Source organism: Streptomyces sp. NBC_00237 (genome assembly GCF_026342435.1).
In the GTDB taxonomy this organism is placed as follows: domain Bacteria; phylum Actinomycetota; class Actinomycetes; order Streptomycetales; family Streptomycetaceae; genus Streptomyces.
This window is the reverse complement of record NZ_JAPEMT010000001.1, coordinates 1150175-1167500: the sequence shown is the minus strand read 5'-3', so window position 1 is coordinate 1167500 and position 17326 is coordinate 1150175. Positions and strand designations below refer to the sequence as shown.

Annotated in this window: 13 protein-coding genes (1 of these 13 only partly in view); 2 read left to right on the top strand and 11 right to left on the bottom strand. The window is 72.1% G+C overall.

Annotated elements, in window-relative coordinates; translation table 11 throughout:
• Positions 1-497, top strand: the 3' end of a protein-coding gene (locus OG897_RS05075; RefSeq protein ID WP_266653218.1) for an RDD family protein. It extends 517 nt beyond the left edge of the window; only the last 497 of its 1014 coding nucleotides appear in the window; the start codon falls outside the window, past its left edge; its stop codon occupies positions 495-497.
• Positions 498-529: 32 nt separating this feature from the next.
• On the opposite strand, the gene OG897_RS05070 is transcribed toward OG897_RS05075, so the two are convergent.
• The 9 genes from OG897_RS05070 to OG897_RS05030 form a co-directional block, all read right to left on the bottom strand.
• Entirely contained in the window at positions 530-1867 is a 1338-nt protein-coding gene (locus OG897_RS05070; RefSeq protein ID WP_266653217.1) for an IS630 family transposase, read from the bottom strand.
• Between the two features lie 45 nt (positions 1868-1912).
• A complete protein-coding gene (locus tag OG897_RS05065) occupies positions 1913-2560 on the bottom strand; it encodes a hypothetical protein (RefSeq protein WP_266653215.1) in 648 nt (215 codons plus the stop codon).
• Between the two features lie 378 nt (positions 2561-2938).
• Positions 2939-4396 carry an adenosylhomocysteinase gene (gene ahcY / locus OG897_RS05060; protein WP_266653213.1) on the bottom strand — a complete coding sequence of 486 codons (1458 nt, stop codon included), beginning with the start codon at positions 4394-4396 and terminating at the stop codon, positions 2939-2941.
• Between the two features lie 410 nt (positions 4397-4806).
• On the bottom strand, positions 4807-5784 hold the full coding sequence (locus OG897_RS05055) for a cation diffusion facilitator family transporter (protein WP_266653211.1): 978 nt from the start codon (positions 5782-5784) through the stop codon (positions 4807-4809).
• 108 nt (positions 5785-5892) lie between these two features.
• Positions 5893-7143, bottom strand: coding sequence for a mannose-6-phosphate isomerase, class I (gene manA, locus OG897_RS05050; RefSeq protein ID WP_266653209.1), 1251 nt, complete (start codon positions 7141-7143; stop codon positions 5893-5895).
• 134 nt (positions 7144-7277) lie between these two features.
• On the bottom strand, positions 7278-8417 hold the full coding sequence (locus OG897_RS05045; RefSeq protein WP_266653207.1) for an SIS domain-containing protein: 1140 nt from the start codon (positions 8415-8417) through the stop codon (positions 7278-7280).
• Positions 8418-8555: 138 nt separating this feature from the next.
• Positions 8556-8738 (bottom strand): Trm112 family protein, encoded by a 183-nt coding sequence (locus OG897_RS05040; RefSeq protein WP_266653205.1) that lies wholly within the window; start codon positions 8736-8738, stop codon positions 8556-8558.
• A gap of 408 nt (positions 8739-9146) precedes the next feature.
• Positions 9147-10511 (bottom strand): phosphomannomutase/phosphoglucomutase, encoded by a 1365-nt coding sequence (locus OG897_RS05035; protein ID WP_266653203.1) that lies wholly within the window; start codon positions 10509-10511, stop codon positions 9147-9149.
• A 108-nt stretch (positions 10512-10619) separates the two neighbouring features.
• Positions 10620-11000 (bottom strand): DUF3499 domain-containing protein, encoded by a 381-nt coding sequence (locus OG897_RS05030; protein WP_266653201.1) that lies wholly within the window; start codon positions 10998-11000, stop codon positions 10620-10622.
• Positions 11001-11436: 436 nt separating this feature from the next.
• Here OG897_RS05030 and OG897_RS05025 point away from each other — a divergent pair, with 436 nt between their 5' ends.
• Positions 11437-11823 (top strand): metallopeptidase family protein, encoded by a 387-nt coding sequence (locus tag OG897_RS05025; RefSeq protein WP_266656576.1) that lies wholly within the window; start codon positions 11437-11439, stop codon positions 11821-11823.
• A 152-nt stretch (positions 11824-11975) separates the two neighbouring features.
• Here the strand turns inward: OG897_RS05025 and OG897_RS05020 are convergent, their stop codons facing one another.
• Both OG897_RS05020 and OG897_RS05015 read right to left on the bottom strand, forming a co-directional pair.
• Positions 11976-13460, bottom strand: coding sequence for a DUF5719 family protein (locus OG897_RS05020; protein WP_266653199.1), 1485 nt, complete (start codon positions 13458-13460; stop codon positions 11976-11978).
• Positions 13457-17293, bottom strand: a complete 3837-nt coding sequence (locus tag OG897_RS05015; RefSeq protein ID WP_266653197.1) for a glycosyltransferase family 2 protein — start codon at positions 17291-17293, stop codon at positions 13457-13459. The genes OG897_RS05020 and OG897_RS05015 overlap by 4 nt, the downstream gene beginning before the upstream one ends.
• Positions 17294-17326: the final 33 nt, after the last annotated feature.

Genomic DNA, 17326 nt, shown 5'->3' with positions numbered 1-17326 from the left:
GGTTGGATCTGTCGCGGGTGCCGGACGGATTGTGGCTTGCCGTACGGCAGTACCTGACGCGTATGCAGCAGTTGGACCCGCAGGTCGGGGCGGCCATGGCGGGGCGACTGGCCGGGGATCTGGCGGCTTGCACCGGGGTGGCCGTGCCTCAGGAGGTGCCAGCGGCGGCCTACTTGGCTGCTGTGGTGCAGGAGCGGCAGATGCGGGACGTGCAGCGGGCGCTGAGCGCTCCGGGGGCGGCGATGGCGGCGGCGGTTGGGTCGCCGGAGGTGAGCATGCCGGGAGCGGGAAGTGGGGCTGCCGGGACTACTGGGGCAGGAAGCGGTTCGTGGAATGCGCGGGGCCTGGGGGCGGCTCGGGGCTCGGAGCCGGTTGGTCCTGGTGGGGCGGAGGCCGGGGGGCCGGGGGCTGCGTCGACGTCGGCGTCGACGGGAAGGGCCTCGGGGGGAGGGGAGAGCGGGAAGCCTGCGGCTACCGGTTTCGCGCCGCCCGGCTAGTGTGATGCGCCGGAAAACTGAGGTGTAAGTGGCTAGGTAGTCCTGGTGTGGGGTGGTGCGATCTTCGTGAGGTAGTCGGCGAGGGAGTTGAGGATCTCGTCGGCGGTCTTGGTCCAGGTGAAGGGCTGCGGGTTCTCGTTCCAGGTGCCGATCCAGGCGCGGATGTCGTCCTCCAGGGCCTTCACCGAGGTGTGGACGCCGCGGCGGATGAGCTTGTCGGTCAGCAGGCCGAACCAACGCTCGACCTGGTTCATCCAGGAGGAGCCGGTGGGGGTGAAGTGGACGTGGAAGCGGGGGTGTTTGCCGAGCCAGGTCCTGATCTCGGCGGTGTTGTGGGTGGCGTAGTTGTCGCATACCAGGTGCACGTCGAGTCCGGCGGGCACCGCCTTGTCGATCCGGGTCAGGAACTTCTTGAACTCGATGGCCCGGTGGCGGCGGTGCAGTGCCGAGATGACGGTGCCGTCGGCGATGTTGAAGGCGGCGAACAGGCTGGTGATGCCGTGCCGGTAGTAGTCGTGGGTACGGCGCTCGGGCATGCCCGGCATCATCGGCAGCACGGGCTGGGAGCGGTCCAGCGCCTGTATCTGGGACTTCTCGTCCACGCACAGCACGACCGCCTTCTCGGGCGGGTGGTGGTACAGGCCGACGACGTCGACGACCTTGGCGGCGAACTGCGGGTCGGTGGAGAGCTTGAACGCGTCCTGGAGGTGCGGTTTGAGGTCGAACTTCTTCCAGATCCGTCCGATCGTCGATTTCGACAGGCCGGAATGCCGGGCCATCGACGCCCGCGACCAGTGGGTGTCCTTGCCCGGGGTGGATTCCAGGGTCGCGGTGAGCACCTCCTCGACCTGGTCCAGGAGGATGGAGGGCGGCCGGCCGGGACGCGGCTCATCGGTCAGCCCGTCCAGCCGCAGGCGGATGAATCTCGACCGCCATCGGTTGACCGTCGCGTGCGCGACACCGAGTTCGGCGGCGATCTCCTTGTTCGTGCCCTCCTCCACACACCGCAGCACGATCTTCGCGCGCAACGCCAGGAACTGCGCGGTCTTCGCCCGCCTGGCCCAGCGCGTCAGCTCCGCGCGCTCGACCCCGGACAGCACCAGCTCCGGCTTGCGCCGCCCCGGCCGCGGCGCGTCCGCCAGCCCGGCGATGCGCCGGGCGGCGAACCGCGAACGCCACTTGCGGGCCGTATCCGCCGCCACACCGAGTTTCGCCGCCACCTGCACTGTCGGCAGCCCCTGCGCACACGCAAGTACAATCTGGGCCCGCTCAGCCAGACGGGGCCCCTCCGCCCCGCCTGCCCAGCGGGTCAGCTCAGCCAACTCACCAACAGACAGCACAACTTCAACAGCAAGAGGCCCCGGCGACATGAAAACACCCTAGCCACTTACACCTCAGTTTTCCGGCGCATCACACTAGAAGGCTGCGGCGTCCGGGTCCGTCGGTTCGGTGGGGAAGACCGAGGGCGGGGTTTCCAGGTGTTCCAGTTCGATCCCGGGGGCCGAGAGGACGACGTCGCCCGCGATGTGGATCTGGTGTTGTTCACCGGTGTCCAGGGCGTTGACCTGGTACTCGTCCACCATCAGGGGGCCGTTGTCAGTGGCGTGTGCTTCGCTTTTCACCAAGGACCAGGACTGGTCGAGCGTACGTGGTGCCAGGACCGGGTCTGTGAAGGCGACCAGGCGGACGCGAGTGGCGGGGGAAGTGGGGGTGAGGCGCAGGAGACGGGTGAGAGCGACCAGGAATGCCGGGGAAGTGCCGGTGAAGGCGTGGGCGCGCACATTGCCTTCGGTGGCGTGAACTCCGGTCGGGTCGGTACGGACCCAGGTGACGCCGTCCAGGGCGGCACCCCGGACCTGCCAGCTCGAAGCGTGGAGTTCGAGGCGGATGGGGCGGCCGAGGTCGTCGAGGGCGAGGTCGACGGAGCCGGCGTGGTCGCCGGAAGGGGTGGTGGTCTGGGAGACGTAGCGCCAGCCGGAGGGGCCGGGCGCGCAGTGGAAGTGTTCTTCGCCGAGAGGGGTGTGGTCATGGGGATCGTGGAGCGAATACCGGCCGCGGGGCATGGGGTGCTTCGGGTCCTTCGGGTCTCTTGAGGGCTTGGCCCTGCGGGGGCGCGGGCGTGCGGGGGCAAGTGCGTCGGGGACGCGCAGGTCGTCGGGCGCGTCGGGTCGGGTTTCGGACGGGCCGCCGGTCGTACGGAATCCGGTGGCGGGGTCAGGGTTCAGGGGTCGGGGGCTTGGGCCGGGTGTCGGCACGTCGGATCGTACGGGGGGCCTGTCGTCCGGGGCGTGAGCGTGAGGGGCCGGAGGTCGACGTGCCCGGGCCTGGGGTCCGGGTGCGCGAGGGGTTCCGGGACGGGGCAGGCCCCCGGTAGCCAGTACCGGGGGCCTGCGGGACAGCTGGGCTGTCTGCTGCTGGGGAACGGCGTGGTGCCGGTCGGATCAGTAGCGGTAGTGGTCCGGCTTGTACGGGCCCTCGACCGGGACGCCGATGTAGTCGGCCTGCTCCTTGCGGAGGGTCGTCAGCCTGACGCCGAGGGCGTCGAGGTGGAGGCGGGCGACCTTCTCGTCGAGGTGCTTGGGGAGCACGTAGACGTCGGTCGGGTACTCCTCCGGCTTGGTGAACAGCTCGATCTGGGCGAGGGTCTGGTCCGCGAAGGAGTTGGACATCACGAAGGACGGGTGGCCGGTGGCGTTGCCCAGGTTCAGGAGACGCCCCTCGGACAGGACGATCAGGACCTTGCCGTCGGGGAACTTCCAGGTGTGCACCTGGGGCTTGACCTCGTCCTTGACGATGCCAGGGGTCTTGGCCAGGCCGGCCATGTCGATCTCGTTGTCGAAGTGGCCGATGTTCCCGACGATGGCCTGGTGCTTCATCTTGGCCATGTCGGCGGCCATGATGATGTCCTTGTTGCCGGTCGTGGTGATGAAGATGTCGGCCGTCTCGACGACGTCGTCGAGGGTGGCGACCTGGTAGCCGTCCATCGCGGCCTGGAGGGCGCAGATGGGGTCGATCTCGGTGACGATGACGCGGGCGCCCTGGCCGCGGAGGGACTCGGCGCAGCCCTTGCCGACGTCGCCGTAGCCGAAGACGACTGCGACCTTGCCGCCGATGAGGACGTCGGTGGCGCGGTTGATGCCGTCGATGAGGGAGTGGCGGCAGCCGTACTTGTTGTCGAACTTCGACTTGGTGACGGCGTCGTTCACGTTGATGGCCGGGAAGAGGAGGGTCTGGTCCCGGTGCATCTCGTACAGGCGGTGGACGCCGGTGGTGGTCTCCTCGGTCACGCCACGGATCTCGGAGGCGAGCTGGGTCCACTTCTGGGGGCTCTCACCGAGGGTGCGGTTGAGGAGCGTGAGGATGTGGGCGTACTCCTCGGAGTCCGCGGTGGAGGGGTCCGGGGCGGCGCCGGCCTTCTCGAACTCGACGCCCTTGTGGACGAGGAGGGTGGCGTCGCCACCGTCGTCCAGGATCATGTTCGGGCCGCCGGTGGGGGTGTTCGGCCAGGTCAGGGCCTGCTCCGTGCACCACCAGTACTCCTCCAGGGTCTCGCCCTTCCAGGCGAAGACCGGGACGCCCTGCGGGGCCTCGGGGGTGCCGTTCGGGCCGACCGCGATGGCGGCGGCGGCGTGGTCCTGGGTGGAGAAGATGTTGCAGGAGGCCCAGCGGACCTCGGCGCCGAGGGCGACCAGGGTCTCGATGAGGACCGCGGTCTGGACGGTCATGTGGAGGGAGCCGGTGACCCGGGCGCCAGCGAGGGGCTGGGTGGCGGCGTACTCCTTACGGATCGACATCAGGCCGGGCATCTCGTGCTCGGCGAGAGTGATCTCCTTGCGGCCGAAGGCGGCGAGGGAGAGGTCGGCGACCTTGAAGTCCTGGCCGGTGGCGACAGTCGTCATGAAGTGCTGCTCCTCGTGAGGTGGTTCGAGGCGGTTGCGGCTGATCTGCGGCGTCGGGCATACGAATGCCCGAGCACTCGCAGCGCAGTCCGTCGGAGGCCCTCTCTCCCTCGGCCGGTCCTGCGGACCGCCCGACCGCCATCAGCAGCGACGTCTGGCTAGGGTTACGAACTTACACCGATCGGCCCAGCGGGCCCCAGTCCGCCCCTGGAGTCCGGCTCGGCGGAAGTCACGTTGCGGGGCAGGGCATTTCGGGATGTTCGAGGCCCCCTGGAGCGTCCGGTGCTGGTCGCGGAGGTGCCGTGCGGGCCGTGTGACGCGGGTGGCGGGGCCGAAAACGTACGGTCGGGAAACGGCTGAAGGCCCGCGCCGGAGCGGCGGGGCCTTCAGCGGGCGGAACAGGATTTCGGTCAGAGGGTCTTGTCCGGGGTGGGGCCGCCGGGTGTGCGGGCCGGGTTGTCGCCTGCGGCGGCCGCGGACTCGCTGTAGATGTCGGGCTCCAGGTAGATGACGCGGGCGATCGGGACGGCGGCGCGGATGCGTTCCTCGGCGGCGTTGATCGCGGCGGCCACCTCGGCGGCCGTGTCGTCGTGCTGGACGGCGACCTTGGCGGCGACGAGGAGTTCCTCGGGGCCGAGGTGGAGCGTGCGCATGTGGATGACGCGGGTGACGGTGTCACCGTCGACGATCGCGGCCTTGATCTTGTCGACCTCGTCGGTGCCGGCGGCCTCGCCGAGCAGGAGTGACTTGGTCTCGGCGGCGAGAACGATCGCGATGATGATCAGCAGGATGCCGATGCAGAGGGTGCCGATGCCGTCCCAGACGCCGTTGCCGGTCAGGAGTGCCATGCCGACGCCGCCGAGGGCGAGGACCAGGCCGACCAGGGCGCCGAGGTCTTCGAGGAGGACGACGGGGAGTTCCGGGGCCTTGGCGCGGCGGATGAAGTCCTTCCAGGACTGGCTGCCGCGGGTGTGGTTGGACTCCTTGATGGCCGTCCGGAACGAGAAGCTCTCGGCGATGATGGCGAAGACGAGGACGCCGACCGGCCAGTACCAGGCTTCGATCGCGTGCGGCTCGTGGATCTTCTCGTAGCCCTCGTAGATGGCGAACATGCCACCGACGGTGAACAGGACGATGGAGACGAGGAAGGCGTAGATGTAGCGCTCGCGGCCGTAGCCGAAGGGGTGTTCCGGGGTGGCTTCGCGCTTGGCCTTCTTGCCGCCGAGCAGGAGCAGGCCCTGGTTGCCGGAGTCGGCGAGCGAGTGGACGCTCTCCGCGAGCATCGAGGACGAGCCGCTGAAGAGGAACGCCACGAACTTTGCTACGGCGATCGCGAGGTTGGCTGCGAGTGCCGCCACGATTGCCTTGGTGCCGCCTGACGCGCTCATGGGTGCAGGGTTCCTTCCTGGATGTCCTGGGTGCTGCGGCCCGAGCGCCGCGGTGGGTGTGGCGGCACATTGTTGCAGCTTGGCGGGGCTGCGGAGGCTGCTGGTTCGTCAGACGACCACGGTGGCGCGGAATACCGTACCGGGGCCGGACAGTTCGGTCTTTTCACCTGCCGGTACGAAGACGGACCCGCCGGGAGTGAGGGGCAGGTCGCCCGCGGCCGGGGTGCCGGCGGTGCAGAGGAGGATCTGCGGTGCGCCGTGGGGAAGGTGGATCGGGGCCGCGCCTTCGGGGAGGACGTAGCGGGAGAGGCGGAACTCGTCGATCGGGGTCGCGTAGAGCTCTTCGCCGTCGGCGGTGGCTTCGGGGCGGAGGACGCCGGGGTCGGTGGCCTCGAAGCGGACGACGCGCAGGAGTTCGGGGACGTCGACGTGTTTGGGGGTGAGGCCGCTGCGGAGGACGTTGTCGGAGTTGGCCATGATCTCCACGCCGAGTCCGTCGATGTAGGCGTGGGGAACTCCGGCGCCGAGGAAGAGGGCTTCGCCGGGCTGGAGTCGTACGTGGTTGAGGAGGATCGCGGCGAGGACGCCGGGGTCGCCGGGGAAGTGGTGGGCGAGGGAGGCGTACGCCGCGTGGGCCGCCGCCTCGGCGGGCGGGGTGGTGGGGTCGGAGGCCAGGCGGGAGGCAGCTGCGGCGGTCGCGGTGACGGTGGCTGCCGTTTCGGTGCGGTCCGCGGTGAGGATGGCGGTGAGGGCTTCGCGGAGTGCGGCTTCTTCGGGGTGGGCGCGCAGGAGGTCGGCGTACGGCTTGAGGGAGTCGACGCCGAGGGCGTCGAAGAAATCGGCCGATTCCGTGGGAACTCGGAAGCCGCACAGACCGTTGAACTCGGTGAGAGCGCAGATGAGTTCGGGTTTGTGGTTGGCGTCCTTGTAGTTGCGGTCGGGGGCGTCGATCGGGACTTGGCGTCGTTCTTCGTCGGCGTACCCCTCCTGCGCCTGGGCGAGGTTCGGGTGGACCTGCAACGAGAGCGGTGCTCCGGCGGCGAGCACCTTGAAGAGGAACGGCAGCCGCGGGCCGAACTTCTCGACCGCTGCCGGACCGAGCTCGCCCTCGGGGTCGGTGGCGATGACGTCGGAGAGCGCCCTCAGCTCCGGGGAGCCCACGTCCTGGTCCTGGGCTCGGCCGGTCGTGGCAGCGTCCGTGCCGGGGGCGGGGCGGGCGAGACGGGAGGGTGCGCCGGGGTGGGCACCCATCCAGAGTTCGGCCTGCGGTTCGCCGGTGGGCTCGGTGCCGAGGAGTTCCGGGATGGCGGTCACGGAACCCCAGGCGTAGGGGCGCACGGTGTTGGCGAGGCGATCCATGGTGGCTCTTTCCGGTCCGGGGCCGTGGGTCGGACTCGATCCTCGGGAGCAGCAGGGAAGTCCTGGCAACGAGTCCGTGGAGGAGAAGAGAAGAGAGGGGTTCGAGCGGTACGGGGAGAGAAGTCGAAGCGGTGTCAGTCGGAGGGAGGTGAGGCGGTGGCGAGGGTGAGGTAGGCGGTCGCGAAGTCGGTGACGGCGAGGAGTTCGGCGAGGCTTTCCAGGTCGCTGCCCTCTTGGGGTTCGAGCTCGCTGAGGGGCGTGTCGTGGCCCAGGGCCAGTTCGCGGGCGGCGGGGGCCGCGGAGAGGCCGCCGGTGGGGCGGTCGCGGAGGAGGACCACGCGGGGGCGCAGGGGCTGCGGGTCGTCCAGCCGGTCGCGGAAGAAGTCGTCCGAGTCGGCCCCGGCCGTGTACGCGCCGGTGAGCAGCATGCCGTGGGCGGGCAGGGCTCCGGGCAGTTCGGCGGCGAGGGCCGGGCGGCCGGCGAGTTCGGCGAGGACTGCGGCGAAGCGGCGGCCGACCGGACCCGCGAGGCTGCCTTCGGTCCAGACGAGCGGGAGCGATGCGGCGAGTTCTGAGGCGAGGGTCTTGGCGGGGTTGCTGTGGGTCACGATCGCGGGGCCGCAGCGTTCGGCGGTGCGGTCGAGGCGGTCGGCGACGAGTTGGAGGGTGGTGAGGGGCGCGGAGAGGAGACCGACGCGGTCCAGGAGGACGAGGAGCGGGGTGAGGAGGGCCCAGAGGGGGCCGGGGGCCGCACTGGAGCCGTCGTTCGTCTCTTCGTACGGTGCGGTGGCCAGAGGGACGAGGAGGCCGTGCGCGGTGGTGAGGGTCTCGCTCAGCGGGGAGCGGGGCGGGGCGACGGCGACAACGGTGCAGCCTCGGCGGTAAGCCTGTTCGGCGAGGAGGGCGAGGCCGGGTTCGGTGCCGTCCGTGGTGACGATGAGGAGGAGGTCGACGGAGCCCGCCCAGCCGGGAAGGGCCCAGCGCAGGGCGCCTGCGGCGGGGGCGACGCCGGTCGGGAGGAGGCTCGTGACCGGGCAGCTGGCGCCTGCGAGGGAGGCCAGCAGGTCTGCCACGCCTGTGGCGGCGACGCCGGGGCCCGCGATCAGTACGGCGCGGGGGCGGCCGTCGGGCTTGAGGTCGGCGAGGCCGGCTTCGGTGGCGTGCCGGATGGCGGTGCGGACCCGGGCTCCGGCCTCGGCGGCTCCTCGGAGGAGGCCGCGGTGGTCGGTGCGGGCCAGCGCTTCCGGGTTGTCGAGCAGGGAGTCGTCGAGCATGGGGTGGGGCCTCCGATCGCCTGGGGCGGGTGAGGACTCGGGCCTTGCGTGGAGGGCGTGGGGGGGGTGGGGCTTGGGGTTGGGGAGCTCTGGCCCGGCCGGGTGGTCCTGGGGCGGCCGGGCTTGGAACGTAACGGATCAGGAGGGGCGGCGGGCCTCGTCGACGAGGAGGACCGGGATGCCGTCCCGGACGGGGTAGGCGAGGCCGCAGTCCTTGCTGGTGCAGATCAGTTCCGGGGAGTCCGCTGCCGACTCGTCGCTCAGGGGGGAGTGGCAGGCCGGGCAGGCGAGGATCTCCAGGAGGCCGGCTTCGAGTGGCATGGGGGTGGTCCCTTCGGGGGGTTTGGCGGGGCTCGGTCGGGCTGTGTCAGCTTATCGCTGGGGTGGGGTGGGGGTGGGGGCCCTTGGGGTGGGGGCTCCGCAGGCGCGGTGGTGAGTGGGTGCGGGCCCTCGGGGTGGGGCGGGGGTGCTCCGGGGTGGGCCCGGAGCGGAGGGGGCCGCCCCCTTGCCCGCCCGTTCCGCCCCCGGGGGGGCGGCCCCGCCGCCCAAGGAGGCTAGGCGGAAGCGGAGCCCGAGGGGGCTAGGCGAGGCGGAGCCCAAGGAGGCTCGGCGGAAGCGGAGCCCAAGGGGGCTAGGCGAGGCGGAGCCCAAGGAGGCTCGGCGAGGCGGAGCCCGAGGGGGCAAGGCGGGCGGAGCCCGAGGGGGCTGGGCGGAGGGGGGTGGGCGGGGTTAGGGGTGGAGGAGGGAGAGGACGTTGTCGCGGATCTTGAGCATGGTGGGTTCGTCGCGGGCTTCCACGTTGAGGCGGAGGAGGGGTTCCGTGTTGGAGGCGCGGAGGTTGAACCACCAGTCGGGGGTGGTGACGGTGAGGCCGTCGAGGTGGTCGACGGTGGCGTCGGGGTGGGAGGCGAAGGCGGCCGCGACGGCTGCGGTGCTGGCGGACTGGTCGGCGACCGTCGAGTTGATTTCGCCGGAGCCGGTGTAGCGGTCGTAGGACGCCAGGAGGGCGGAGAGGGGGGTGGGCCGACTGCCGAGGGCGGACAGGACGTGGAGGGCGGCGAGCATGCCCGTGTCCGCGTTCCAGAAGTCCTTGAAGTAGTAGTGGGCCGAGTGTTCGCCGCCGAAGATGGCGTTGTGGGTGGCCATCTCGGCCTTGATGAACGAGTGGCCGACGCGGGTGCGGACGGGGGTTCCGCCGTGTTCGCGGACGACTTCGGGGACGGACCAGGAGGTGATCAGGTTGTGGATCACGGTGCCGTGGCCGCCGTTGCGCGCCAGTTCGCGGGCGGCGACGAGAGCGGTGATGGCGGAAGGGGACACGCCCTTGCCGTTCTCGTCGACGACGAAGCAGCGGTCGGCGTCGCCGTCGAAGGCGAGGCCGAGGTCGGCGCCCTCGGCGAGCACGCGGGCCTGGAGGTCGACGATGTTCTTCGGGTCGAGCGGGTTCGCCTCGTGGTTGGGGAAGGTGCCGTCGAGTTCGAAGTAGAGGGGAATGAGGGTGATGGGGAGGGAGGCGAAGACGGTGGGGACCGTGTGGCCGCCCATGCCGTTGCCCGCGTCGACGACGACCTTGAGGGGGCGCATCGAGGAGAGGTCGACGAGGGAGAGGAGGTGCGCCGCGTAGTCGTCCAACGTGTCGCGGGAGGTGAGGGTTCCCGGCGTCGCGCTGGGGGTGGGGGCTCCGGTCTCGGACCACTGCTCGACGAGGGTGCGGATCTCGGCGAGGCCGGTGTCCTGGCCGACCGGGGCGGCGCCCGCACGGCACATCTTGATGCCGTTGTACTGGGCCGGGTTGTGCGAGGCGGTGAACATCGCGCCCGGGATGTCGAGGGCGCCCGACGCGTAGTAGAGCTGGTCGGTCGAACAGAGGCCGATCTCGGTGACGTCCGCGCCGAGGGCCGCCGCGCCCTCGGCGAAAGCACGCGCGAGGCCGGGTGACGAGGGGCGCATGTCATGGCCGACGGCGATCGCGTCCGCGCCGGTGACCTGCACGAAAGCTGCTCCGAAGAGTGCGGCGAGGCGCTCGTCCCACTGGTCGGGGACCACTCCGCGTACGTCGTACGCCTTCACGAGCTGTGACAGATCTGCAGCCACGGGCCACCCCTCCGGAAAGTCCTGTTCGGACGACCCAAACTACCCGTAGGTATGCGTACGGCGACGTTCCTATGGGCTGGGCCGAAGGAGCGGGACCGGCGGCGGTGCCTACTCGGGCGAGCGGAGCACCCGCAGGTGGCCTCGGCGGGCGGCGGAGGGGGAGGCCGGGTTCGCCGTGCGCGCACTGTTGGCGTCGGGGTCGGCGGGGCGGTCGTGCGGCCTGGCGGCCTCGCGGACCGCGTTGGCGAGGGCTTCGAGGTCGTCGCCGCTGGGCCGGGCCGGTGCGGAGCCGTCGGTGAGACGCACGACGTCCCAGCCGCGGGGTGCGGTCAGGCGGTCGGAGTGCTCGGCGCACAGGTCGTAGCAGTGGGGCTCGGCGTAGGTGGCGAGCGGACCGAGGACTGCGGTCGAGTCCGCGTAGACGTACGTCAGTGTCGCGACGGCAGGGCGACCGCACGCAGTGCGCGAACAGCGACGTACAGGGCTCACGAGGTGGGACGCTACCGCACTCTTGAACGGGCCGCGACGACTCTCTCCCGACGTCACCCCACCGTGTCGTTCTCGGGCGGCTGGCGCGGGTATTGCCGGGAGGGGGGTTCTGACCTGCGGGGAGAGTGGCCGGGGTGGGGGTGGCCGGGCCCTGTGGCGGTCCTTGTCGGGGAGGAAAGGCGTCGACTTCGGTGGGGGACGCGGTCGTATACGGGTGCGAAAACGAGCCCGTAATTGGCTGGAATGATCATTCTGCGACAGTCGGAGTACCCGGACGGGAGCTGGATCACCGTGCTCCGCGGAGGGCTACGCTGCGTCAGTGATGGACAGTTTCGGACCGCCCCGCTCCCCCGATCCGCACGCACCCGGCCCGCAGGCCGCTCAGCCGCTGCCCACGGGCCCCCGGCCGCGCAGGCGGGACCGCCACGGGCGCGGCATGCGCGGCCCCGTCGCGCCGCCCCAGGTGCCGCTCTCCGCCAGCAGGGCGGAGGTCTTCGGCGATCTCGTGCACGACTCGGTGGAACGGCTGGAGCGGCGTTGGCCGCAGCTGGCCGAGGTCGAGTTCCTGGTGCTCGACGTGCCGCGGGCGGGCGGGGGGGACGGCGCCGAGGAGTGGTCGGACGAGCCCGTGCCGCTCGGTGGGGTGGTGCCTGGCGCGGACGGGCGTCCCGCGTGTGTGGTGGTTTACCGGCGGCCGGTGGAGATCCGTACGAAGAGTCGGGACGAGCGGGCGCTGCTGGTGCACGAGGTGGTGGTGGAGCAGGTGGCGGAGTTGCTGGGGCTGGCGCCGGAGTCGGTGGATCCTCGGTACGGGCAGGAGTGAGGCTCCCGGGTGGGTGCGGGGCACCAGTGCTGGTGCCCCTGTTCTGACGGGGGTTCCGACTGTGCGGGTGAGTGGGGGGCGGGCCGCTGCGCGGGGCCGGTCCCCTATCCGCCCTTCCCTCGTTCCCCCGGGCTTCGCCCGGGACCTCCGGGTCAGCCGGCGTCCAGGACCGAGAGGTCGTTGGTGGCCCGGGGGACCACGACCGTGCCCTTGTCGTCCGGCATCGGCTGGACCGTGAACATCGGAATGCGGTCCTCCATGACCGTCAGGATGCGGGCCGCGTGCACCGGGCCGCCCGAGACCTGCTCCACGGTGAGCGCGTACGTGCCCTTCAGACCGGTCGGCACGGGGGCCGCCACCGACAGGGTCGTGCCTGCCTTGACCTTGAAGGTCTTGGTGGTGGGCTCGCCGCCGCCGCTGCCCGCCGAGGCCGTGACGCGGACCTCGCCCGCGGCGCCCGGGGCGGTGAGGGAGAGCACCGAGCTCTGGGCCCTGTTGTCGGCGGCGGTGGAGCGGGCGCCGACGGGGGCGGTCGCGGGGACGTAGGCGACCTCCTGCTTGTCCTTCAGGCCGCGCACGACGCGCATGGCGGCCACCACGGGGGCGCTCTTGTTGCCCTCCGACGGGGTGAGCACCAGGGCGCCGGCCTCGCCCCTGGCGACGTTGCCCAGATCGAGGGATGCCGTCATCCGGGACTTGACGTGGAGGGACTCCGCGCCGGCCGGGGTGAGGGAGCCGTTGGCGCCCGCCAGTTTCACCTTGACGTCGGCGTCGGCGTCACCGGTGGCGAACACCACCAGGCGCACGGAGGTGGCGTCGGCGGGGACGGCGGGGAGCACGACGCTGCCCGAGGGGTCGGCGGAGGCGGTCAGCCAGTCGCCGCCCGCCTTGTCCTCCAGTGCCTGCACCGCCGCGCCGACGCGGCCCGCGCGGGTGGTGACGTGCACCGTCCCGTCGGCGATCTTCGCCGACGACAGGGTGGACAGCAGGACGGGGACGGTGGAGTGCGGCGGGACGGTGATGCCCTCCCCCTCCTCGGACTTGACGGCGCCCTCGGGGCCGTACAGCTCGATGTCGGCGACGGCGGCGGAGTCGTCCGGGTTGGTGAGGTGGACGTAGTCCTGGCGGGTGTCGGCGGTGCTCACTCCGGGGAACCAGAATTCGGTGTCGGGTGCGGAGCAGCTCACGCCGAGCAGGCCGCGGCCGGTCCCGGCGTTGACCTTGGTGGTCTGCTGGGCCGCCCAGCCGGGCGCCAGAGCGCCGTCCGCGGTGCCGACGAGGGCAGGGGACTCCGGGCCGCTCGCGGACGCCGTAACGGGCGTTCCCGGCACCTTGAGGCTGATGGTGGGCTTTTTGGCGGTCTTGCCCCCGGACGCCGCGGGGGCCAGCTCCGCCGTGCCGGGCTTCGCGTCCGCCGCGCCGCCCTTGGGCGTGAAGGAGGTGTACGTCGTCTCCGCGAGGTCGGAGGAGCTGGGCGTGGGACACAGCAGGCTGGAGCGTTCCACGGGCAGCCGGGCGGCGGCCGTCCCGGTGCTCTTCGCGTCCGGGCCGCCCGACGGGGCGGCGATCGTGGCGAAGCCGGTGACGGCGGCGAGGGCGACGACCGCGCCGATCAGGGAGAGGGTGGTGCGGTTCATCGGTTGTTGCTCCCGTCGGGGCGCTGCCGGTCGTTCTGCGGGTCGTACGGGCGTCCGTCGCCGGAGCCGTGCGGGGTGTCGCCCTGGTCGTCCGCGTAGGGGTCGTACGGCTGGGGGCTGTACGCGGGCGGCTGCTGGCCGTGCGAGGGCTGCTGGGCGCCGGGGGTGCCGTAGTAGCCACTGCCGGTGCCACTGCCGGTGCTTCCGCCGTCGCCTGTGCCGGTGTTGTTCCCGAAGGCGTCGAACGGCTGCTGCTGCGGCTGCTCCTGGGCCGGGGTGTCCTGCGACGGCTGCTGGGTGTAGCCGTACGGGTCGTAGTCGTAGCCGTTGTCGCCGTAGCCCTGCTGCGGCTGCTGGTAGGGGTCCTGGGCGCCGTACTGGCCCTGCCCCTGCCCTGCGCCCGCGTTGGCGTACGACTGGGCGTCCCACTCGCCGTACGCGCCCTGGGGGGGCACCGCGGCGAAGGGGGCGTCGGGAGCGCCCTCCTGGTCCGGGTACGGGGAGGCGTACGGGTCGGCGACGGGGGCCGGTTCCGGTGCCTGCTCCGCCTCCGCCTCGGCGGCGGCGCGGAGCCTGCGGGCCCTGCGGCCCTCGCCCTCGACGGGGGCCGCGGGGAAGTCCGCTGCGGCCGCCGCGCCGGAATCGGGCAGGTCGTCGTCGATCTCGCGGCGGCGGCCCGGCAGCGCGAGCACCACGAGGACGACGGCGAGCGCGCCCTGCGCCCACAGCCAGGCGGTGTGGGTGAGCGGGGCCTTGTACGTCAGGTCGAGCTTGCCCCCCTGGGCGGGCAGTTCGAAGCCCTGGGCCCAGCCGTCGAGGGTCTTCTTGGTGAGCTCGCGGCCGTCGAGGGTGGCCTTCCAGCCGGGGGCGGCGCTGTCCGCGAGGCGCAGCACGCGGCCCTCGTCGCCCTCCTTGACGGTGGTGTGCGCCTCGATGGGCTGCGCGGCGACCGGGACCGGCTCCGCGCCCTTCCGGGGCGAGACGATCATGAGGCGGGCGACCTGGCGTTCGACGCGCCACAGGGCGCTGCCGTCGAGCTGGCTGAGGCGGATGAGGCCGGGGGTGGAGTCCAGGACGCGGCTCATCTGCCGGGCGGCGACGCCGTCGCGGACGAGGACGTAACGCACGGCGTAGCCGCCGAGCTGTCCTGCCTGGTCGGCGCCGGAGCCCGCGACCAGGTTGGAGACGATCTTGTCGAGGTTCGGGGCGGAGCCGCCCGCTCGGGTGAGTTCGGCGTCGCCGAGACGTCCGCCGGAGCCCCGGAGCAGGGAGTACGCCACCTTGTCGGCGGAGCCGCCGCCGAGCACGAGGGTGCGCGGCTGGTCGCGGGTGGTGGACTCCTCCGCGACGAAGGCGGGCACCTGTACGGGGTCGCGGCGGCCGATCGGGTCGGCCGCGCCGACGAACATCCACCCGACGGCGGCCAGTACGGGACCCAGTGCGGCGGCTGCGGCGATCAGTACGGCGACGGGCTGGCGCCAGCCGAAGTTCTGCGAGGCGACGCGTTCACGGGCGCCGTCCGCGCCGAGCACCGTGGCGGCGATCAGGGCGAGGCCGTAGACGAGGGTGGCGGGCCCGGCCCAGCCGTCGCGGTTGGCCAGGACGGCGAACACGAGGGCGAGGATCGCGACCACCCAGGCGCTGCGGACGGCGAACTGGCGCTCGCCGCGCAGGAGGGCGGCCAGGGCGGCCAGCACGATGCCGATGAGGAGCAGCCCGCCCGCTGTCTTCGGGCCGCCGGGGCTGATGCCCAGGAGGTCCAGCGGGGTGGCCGCGCCGCCGCCGTAGGGAAGGCCCGCCTCGCGCAGCAGGGAGGCAGGTTCGGTCAGCAGGGACAGGGACCACGGCGCGAGCACCAGCAGTGGTGTGCCGATCGCCGCCACAAAGCGCAGTGCGTACGCGGTGATGTCGTTGCGCCGCAGCACCAGGACGCCGATGCCGAGGAGTGCCGCGAGGGGCCACACGACGGGGGTGAACGCCGTCGCGAGGGTGAGCAGGAGTGCGTACGCCCATACGGAGCGCCAGCTGGAACGCGCACCGGCAGTGGCGCGTGCGCCGCTGGCGGAGACGGCGCAGCGGGCGATCAGCGGCAGCAGTACGGCGAGGACTGCCGTGCCGATCCGGCCGCCCGCGAGCGCACCGGTGACGGCGGGCAGGAAGGCGTACGCGACGGACGCCCAGGCGCGCAGCAGGCGGGACTCGACCAGGGGCCGGGAGGCGAAGTACGCGGTGAGTCCGGCCAGCGGCACCGAGCACACCAGGAGCACGGTCAGGGCGGCGTTCGTGGAGCCCAGGAGGAGGGTCGCGAAGGAGGCCAGGAGTGCCAGGTAGGGCGGGGCGGACTGGGTGCCGCCGGTGCCGGTGGGGTGCCAGGAGTGGGCGTAGCGGGACCAGAGCTCGGAGGCGCTCTCGGGGGACGGCAGGAGGGCGCCTCCGGCCAGGGCGTCACCGACGAGGAGCTCGCGGCAGGCGACCAGGGCGACGAGGAGCAGCAGGGCGAAGAGGACGGGGCCCGGCTTGCGGGCGACCTTCTTGACCCGGGCGAACTGCTCGACCTCCAGGAAGTCGGCGTCGTCGCCGCCGGGTCCCGACTCGACGGCGCCGTGCCGGGAGCCGCCGGTCTCGGCCTCGTTGCCGCTGCCGAAGGAGCCCGCGACCTGTTCGACGGTGGCGCGCAGGGTGGCGCCGGGCGGCGGGAACAGGGGGCGCAGTTCGGAGGGGTCGATCACGCCCTTGCCGCGCGCTTTGCGGGCGGCGAGGACGCGTCCGGGGCGGAGCAGGACGCTGAGCAGTCCGGTGACTTCGTCGACGGCCTGTCCCGGCACCTTGCCGACGAGGTAGGCGAGCGTGCGCAGGAGGGTGCCGACGACGAGCCGCAGCAGGACGTACGGGAGGACGGCCCCCCGGGCGTTGGCGAGCATCGTGTAGACGGCGCCGGCCTTGTCGACGCGGTGCGGGTTGGCGACGCCCCGGCCCACGCAGTCGACGGTGCGGCGTTCGCGGGCGGATGCCTCGGCGTGCCGTACGGAGGCGTCGGGGGCGACCAGGACGCTGTGTCCTGCGGCGTGCGCGCGCCAGCACAGGTCGACGTCGTCGCGCATCAGGGGCAGGTGACGGTCGAAGCCGCCGAGCTGTTCCCAGACGTCGCGGCGGATCAGCATGCCCGCGCTGGAGACGGAGAGGACGGAGCGGACCTGGTCGTGCTGGCCCTGGTCCTGTTCGCGGCGGTCCAGGCCGGTCCAGCGGCGGCCGGAGTTGGCGATGGAGACGCCGACTTCCAGGAGCTGCTTCTTGTCGTACCAGCCGCGCAGCTTGGGTCCGACGATGGCAGCGGTGTGGTCGGAGTCGGCGACCCGCAGGAGTTCGGCGAGGGCGTCGGGTGCGGGGGCGCAGTCGTCGTGCAGGAGCCACAGCCACTGGACCGGTTCGCCGTGCGGCAGGTCGGGCTGGTCGTAGGCGTCGTCGCGCCACTGCCGGCTGACGGGGTCCCAGCCGCTGGGCTTCTTCAGGTACGGCAGTTCCTCGGGGGTGAGGACGCCTGCCGTGCGGACGGCTTCCTCGACGGCCGTGCCGAAGCCGGTGCGGCGGGCGAGGTGCAGGACGCGTTCGTCGCCGAATGCCTCGGTGACGAGCCGGGCGGAGTCGTCGGCGCTGCCGGTGTCGGCGGCGACGGCGTTCTGCACCGGGCGTTCCTGGCCGAGGAGTCCCCGCAGCACGTCGGGGAGCCAGCGCGCACCGTCGTGGGAGACGAGTACGGCGGTGACGACGTGGCGGGGGAACTCGGGCGGGGTGGCGGCGGCCGCGTACGGGGCCGTTGGTTGACTGACGGACATCGACGTACGGGCCCTCCGGCCGGGGTCCGGGGG